The 6,107-nt window shown below is 65.2% G+C and carries 5 protein-coding genes and 1 pseudogene; 4 read left to right on the forward strand and 2 right to left on the reverse strand.

What is annotated here, in order from left to right; all coding sequences use genetic code 11:
- Positions 1-43: 43 nt before the first annotated feature.
- Positions 44-307: pseudogene (locus tag DYI24_RS28570) on the forward strand (PAS domain-containing protein); the annotation flags it as partial.
- Between the two features lie 24 nt (positions 308-331).
- Positions 332-910: a sensor histidine kinase gene (locus DYI24_RS19330; RefSeq protein ID WP_283810877.1), complete on the forward strand. Its 579-nt coding sequence runs from the start codon at positions 332-334 to the stop codon at positions 908-910.
- Positions 911-916: 6 nt separating this feature from the next.
- On the opposite strand, the gene cysC is transcribed toward DYI24_RS19330, so the two are convergent.
- Together cysC and cysD are read right to left on the reverse strand one after the other, a co-directional pair.
- Entirely contained in the window at positions 917-2,827 is a 1,911-nt protein-coding gene (gene cysC / locus DYI24_RS19335; protein WP_164573459.1) for an adenylyl-sulfate kinase, read from the reverse strand.
- Between the two features lie 21 nt (positions 2,828-2,848).
- Positions 2,849-3,643: a sulfate adenylyltransferase subunit CysD gene (cysD, locus tag DYI24_RS19340; protein ID WP_107342939.1), complete on the reverse strand. Its 795-nt coding sequence runs from the start codon at positions 3,641-3,643 to the stop codon at positions 2,849-2,851.
- A 392-nt stretch (positions 3,644-4,035) separates the two neighbouring features.
- On the opposite strand from cysD, the gene DYI24_RS19345 reads away from it, so the two are divergent.
- Positions 4,036-4,776: a phosphoadenylyl-sulfate reductase gene (locus DYI24_RS19345; RefSeq protein ID WP_164573460.1), complete on the forward strand. Its 741-nt coding sequence runs from the start codon at positions 4,036-4,038 to the stop codon at positions 4,774-4,776.
- A gap of 124 nt (positions 4,777-4,900) precedes the next feature.
- A complete protein-coding gene (locus tag DYI24_RS19350; protein ID WP_107342937.1) occupies positions 4,901-5,890 on the forward strand; it encodes a sulfate ABC transporter substrate-binding protein in 990 nt (329 codons plus the stop codon).
- The last annotated feature ends 217 nt before the right edge of the window (positions 5,891-6,107 follow it).

Raw genomic sequence — 6,107 nt, forward strand, 5'->3', positions numbered from 1 at the left:
CGGTAACAGGAGAGGTGTATAAGAGACAGGGTACAACGACCGCTGGTTCGACTACACCGGCACCACGCTCGAACAGATGCAGGGCGAAGGCTGGACCACGGTGCATCATCCCGATCATCTCGATCGGGTCAGCAGCCGGCTGCAGCATAGCTGGGACACCGGCGAAGAGTGGGAGGACACGTTCCCGCTACGCGGCAAAGACGGTGAGTATCGCTGGTTCCTGTCGCGGGCGATGCCGCTGCGCGACCACACCGGCCAAGTGTGGCGCTGGTTCGGCACCAACACCGACATCACGGTGCAGCGCCAGCACGAACAGCAGATCCAGATGCTAATGGGCGAGATCAACCACCGCGCCAAGAACATGCTGGCGGTGGTGCAGGCGATGGTGATGCGCACTGCGGACCGGAGCTTCGCCGAAAGCCTCGGGGCGCGGCTGCAGGCACTCAGCCGCAACCAGGACCTCCTGATCAAGCGCAACTGGTCGGGAACGCCGATCGCTGAACTGATCGAATCACAGCTCGCCGCGGTGAACGACCTGATCAACACCCGGGTGTCGATTGAGGGCGAGCGCGAGTTGCTGTTGTCGCCGGTCGCCTCGGAAACGATCGGGCTGGCGATCCACGAGCTGACCACCAACGCGACCAAGTATGGCGCGCTCTCGAATGCGGACGGCAGCGTGCGGATTGCTTGCGACGTCCGTGATACGGCCGAAGGCCGCAAGCTCGACCTGATTTGGCATGAGCAAGGCGGCCCGCCGGTCGGCGAGCCGAACCGTGCCGGCTTCGGCACTGTGATGATCGACCGCAATCCCCGCGCCGCGCTCGGGGCAGAGGTCGAGATCAGCTACCCCGAATCCGGCCTGCGGTGGCGTCTGACCGCTCCGCTCGACCGGCTCGTCACGGTGCCGTAGCCCGCATCAGATATGCGCTGCGAGATCGGCGAGGTCTTCGATCAACACGTCGGTCTGCGCCAGCATGGTCTCGACCTGCCCTACGGCTTCGCTGACCGACAGGCCCGCGGTGTCGAGCACCAGTTCGCTCGCGGTCGGCGGCTGATAGTCGTTGCCGATGCCGGTGAAGTTCGGCAATCCGCCGGCACGCGCCTTGGCGTAATGCCCCTTCGGATCGCGCTGTTCGCAGACGTCAGCCGAGGTCGCGACATAAATCTCGCGGAAGCGATCACCCGCGATGCGCCGTGCCGCGGCGCGGTCGGCGAGCGCCGGCGATACTGCCGCAACGATCGCCACATGGCCGTTGGCGGCGAGATGCGCGGCGAGCTCGGCGAGGCGGCGGATGTTCTCCGCGCGGTCCGCCGGCGAAAAGCCGAGGTCGCTGTTGAGCCCGGCACGCAGCGTGTCGCCGTCGAGCAGGATCGGCGAGCCGCCGCGATCGAACAGCCGGCGCTCGAGCGCCCGCGCGATCGTGGTCTTGCCGGAGCCCGGCAGCCCGGTGAACCACAACACCGCGCCGTTGTGGCGATAGCGCGCGGCGCGTTCGCCCGGCAGCAGCGCGGACTCCACTGGGACGATATCGGCGGTCGCGGCGCGCTGGCCGCTATCGACGCTGAGCACCAGACCGCCGCCCGCGATCCGGCCGTTGATTTCGATCACCAGTCGCCCGGTGCGCGGATTGCTATCGGCCGGATCGGCCGCGACCGGCTGCGACAGCGACAGATCGATTTCGCCGACATGATTGCGTTTGATCTCGGATGCGGCCTCGCTGGCGAGATCGCCGGGATCGACCGCCTTCTCAATCGCCACGACATTCGCGCGGGTCTCGCGGGTGCCGAGCCGCACCAGCACCGAGGCGCCGGCGGTGAGCGGCTGATCGTGCAGCCAGAAAATCCGCGCGCGCAGCCGGCGGGTGTCGCGCGGAGCATTGCCGGCATGACCGATCACGTCGCCGCGCTCGACGAACAGCTCACGGTCGAGCGTGATGCCGACCGAACGGCCGGCACCGAACGCGCCGGCGAGCGGGGTCACCGGCCAACCTTCGACGGTCTTGATCTTGGCGATCTTGCCGGCCGGCATGATGACGATGTCGTCGCCCGCCCGCAGATGCCCAGACTCGATACGGCCGGCGACGATACGGCGATCGTCGAACTTGTAGATCGCCTGCACGGCGAGGCGCAGCGGCAACGCGTCGAGCGGCTGCGCCGGGGTCAGCTTGTCGATCGCCTCGACCACGGTCGGGCCGTCGTACCAGGCGATGTTGTCGGTGCGCGCCGCCACGCCGTCACCTTCGCGCGCCGAGATCGGAATCACGGCGGTCGGCGTGACGCCGAGCGAGGTCAGATGCGCGGTGATCTCGTTGCTGATGTCACCGAACCGCGCCGCCGAGAACTCGACCCGGTCCATCTTGTTGACCACCACGGCGACCTGCTTGATGCCGAGCAGTTGCAGCAGATAGCCGTGACGCCGCGTCTGATCGCGCACGCCTTCGAGCGCGTCGATGATCAGCACCGCGCCGTCGGCCTGCGAGGCGCCGGTGATCATATTGCGCAGGAATTCGGCGTGGCCGGGCGCGTCGATCAGCACCACGTCGCGCGACGGCGTGCGGAAGCGGATCTGGGTGGTGTCGATGGTGATACCCTGGTCGCGCTCGGTCTGCAGCGCATCGAGCAGGAACGACCACTCGAACGGCATGCCGCGGCGGGCACTGACCGTTTTCAGCATCTCGAGCTTGCCTTCGGGCAGCGAACCGGTTTCGTGCAGCAGGCGGCCGACTAGGGTCGACTTGCCGTGGTCGACGTGACCGACGATGACGATGCGCACCAGCGGACGAACGGCGTCGGCGGCGAGCGAGGCGGGCGGAACGGCGATGGTCATGGCGTCACTCACGGGTGCTGATCACAGATAGCCGGCGACACGAAGCCGCTCGAACGCGTCCTCGGTTTCGTGGTCGAGCGCACGGCCGGCGCGCTCCGGCACCTTGGTGGTCTCGAGTTCGAGCAGGATCTCGTCGATCGAGGCGGCGTTCGAGTCCACCGGGAAGGTGATGTCCTGATCGCCGAGCGAGCGGTAACGCTTGCCGTTTTGCGATAGATACAGCGGAATGATCGGGATGCCTTCGCGCTTGGTGTAGGCCCAGATGTCGGCCTCGGTCCAATGCAGGATCGGGTGGATGCGCAGATGCGCGCCGGGCGGCGGCGAGGCGTTGAACTGATCCCAGAATTCCGGCGGCTGGTCACGGACATCCCACCCGCCCTCGGTGCCGCGCGGCGAGAACACCCTCTCCTTCGCACGAGTGGCTTCCTCGTCGCGGCGGATACCGGCGATCAGTCCGTCGAAGCCGTATTTGGCGAGCGCGAGCTTGAGTCCTTCGGTCTTGCGCGCAGCGGAGCGTGCAGCCGGCGGCAGCGTCGGATCGACGCTGTCGATCGGCGGGCATGGATCGACACGCAGATCGAGATCCCATTCCTTCGCGTAGGTATCGCGGAACGCGTACATCTCGGGAAATTTCTTGCCGGTATCGACGTGGAGCGCCGGAAACGGGACGCGGCCGAAGAACGCTTTCCGTGCCAGCCAGATCATCACGTTGGAGTCTTTGCCGAGCGACCACAGCAGCGCCAGCTTCTTCAGCCGGGCGAACGCCTCGCGCAGGATGTAGATGCTCTGCGCCTCCAGCGCGTCGAGGTGATCCATCGCGCGGAGCTGATCCGCAAGCGGCGGCTCAGGCACCAAACTCCGCTCAGGGACCGAAACCAGGGCGGCGGTTTCTCGCGCAGCGAGCGTCATGACAAGCTCCCGAATTGGCGGTCCGGATCAGCGCCGGGCCGGTCGTGGCTACGGGTTCGAAACGCCGTCCGAAGCAGCAGGAGAACGGACATCTCTGGAACGCGTAAAACGGAGATGGAATTTCTCTTTCGAAAGCCATCAGCAGAAAGAATAATTTTCTATCGATGGCGCTTGTAAGATACATAGATAGAAAATATTTCTAGTCAATCCTCCTTCGTGGTCAGTCGAGATGCTGAGCACAATGGCGGAGTGATCGACCGTGATGATCAGGACGTTGTGACCTCAGGACGTAGTGACCGATGACCGAGCTGGCGCAATCTCTCCCCCTCTCCACTCCCGCCTCCACGGGCGTGGAGGCGCGCGCGCATGCACTCGATGCCGCGCTGCGGGCCGCCTCGCCGGCCGAGGTCATCGCCGCAGCGCTCCGCGAAATCGGCCGCGATAAACTGGCGCTGGTGTCGTCATTCGGCACCGAGTCTGCAGCGTTGTTGAAAGTGATGGCGGACGTCGATCCGGCAATCCCGGTGGTGTTTCTCGATACCGGCTGGCTGTTCGAAGAAACCCTCGCCTATCGCGATACGCTCGCCGACGTACTCGGCCTGCGCGACGTACGCTCGATCAAGCCGCTCGAGGCCGATCTCGATCGCGACGATGCGGCGCGCGAGTTATGGTTTTCCGATCCGGACAAATGCTGTCTGATCCGCAAAGTCGAACCGCTGAAGCGGGCGCTGGCGCCGTTCGACGGCTGGATCAACGGCCGCAAGCGCTTTCAGGGCGGCGTGCGCGCCGACATTCCGGTCGTCGAAGCCGACGGCAAGCGGCTGAAGTTCAATCCGTTCGCCAACGTCACGCCGACCGACATCGCGGCGATCTACGCCACCGCCAAGCTGCCGCAGCACCCCCTGCTCGCTTCGGGCTTTCTCTCCGTCGGCTGTATGCCGTGTACCAGCCGCGCTGAAGCCGGTGAGGATGCCCGCGCCGGCCGCTGGCGCGGACGCGGCAAGACGGAATGCGGCATTCACACGATCAAGACTTCATAGGACATTGCTGTTGCAACTAAGCGAACATTGAAATGCCGTTTCGTTGACTTGGCCCGCTTTGTTCGTGACTTTCGCCCCTCCGCGCCGACGACACCGACGTCGTCAAGCACAATGGAGATCATCGATGCTTCGCCGTTTCCTTCCCATCTTCGCCGGCCTGTTGGTGGCGACCGCCGCGAACGCGGCCGACGTATCGCTGCTGAACGTGTCGTACGATCCGACGCGCGAGCTGTATGCCGATTTCAACAAATCGTTCGCCGCCGCGTACCAGAAGGAATCCGGCAACAACGTCACGATCAAGCAGTCGCATGGCGGCTCGGGCGCGCAGGCGCGCTCGGTGATCGACGGCCTGCAGGCGGACGTCGTCACGCTGGCACTCGCCTACGACATCGATGCAATCGCCAACAAAGGCTTGCTGGCGAAGGACTGGCAGAAGCGCCTGCCGCAAAACTCCTCGCCCTACACCTCGACCATCGTGTTCTTGGTGCGCAAGGGCAATCCGAAGGGCATCAAGGACTGGGACGATTTGCTCAAGTCCGGCGTCAGCGTGATCACGCCGAACCCGAAAACCTCGGGCGGTGCGCGCTGGAACTACCTGGCGGCCTGGGGCTATGCGCTGAAGAAGGCCGGCTCGCCGGAGGCGGCGCGTGACTTCGTCGCCAAGCTCTACAAGCAGGTTCCGGTGCTCGACACCGGCGCGCGCGGCTCCACCGTCACCTTCGTCGAGCGTGGCGTCGGCGACGTACTGCTGGCCTGGGAGAACGAAGCCTATCTCGCCGTGAAGGAATTCGGCGCCGACAAATTCGAGATCGTGGCGCCGTCGGTGTCGATCCTCGCCGAGCCGCCGGTCGCGGTCGTCGATACCGTCGTCGACAAAAAGGGCACCCGCGCGACCGCCGAAGCCTATCTGAAGTACCTGTACTCCAAGGACGGTCAGGAAATCGCCGCACGGAACTTCTACCGTCCGCGCGATCCGGAGGTTGCCAAGAAGCACGAAGGGGCGTTCGCCAAGGTCGATCTGTTCACGATCGACGATGTGTTCGGCGGCTGGACCAAGGCGCAGACCGAACACTTCGCCGATGGCGGCGTGTTCGATAAGATCTACAAGAACTGAGCGACGCGAGCGTCGCAGCGCGACCGCTCATTGGGGGTGACATGCTTCACGGCAACGGCAGCGCGCTCCCTCTCCCCGCGCGCGGGGAGAGGGGTGGGGTGAGGGGGCGCTTCAGCGAGTCTGAGCCTGCGCGCGCCATCTTCAGTGCTTCCACCCGTCATTGCGAGCCGAAGATGAAGCAATCCAGCTCCGTGCACGACGCTGGATTGCTTGGTCG

This window comes from Rhodopseudomonas sp. BR0C11 (assembly GCF_010820945.1).
Lineage (GTDB): Bacteria > Pseudomonadota > Alphaproteobacteria > Rhizobiales > Xanthobacteraceae > Rhodopseudomonas > Rhodopseudomonas palustris_H.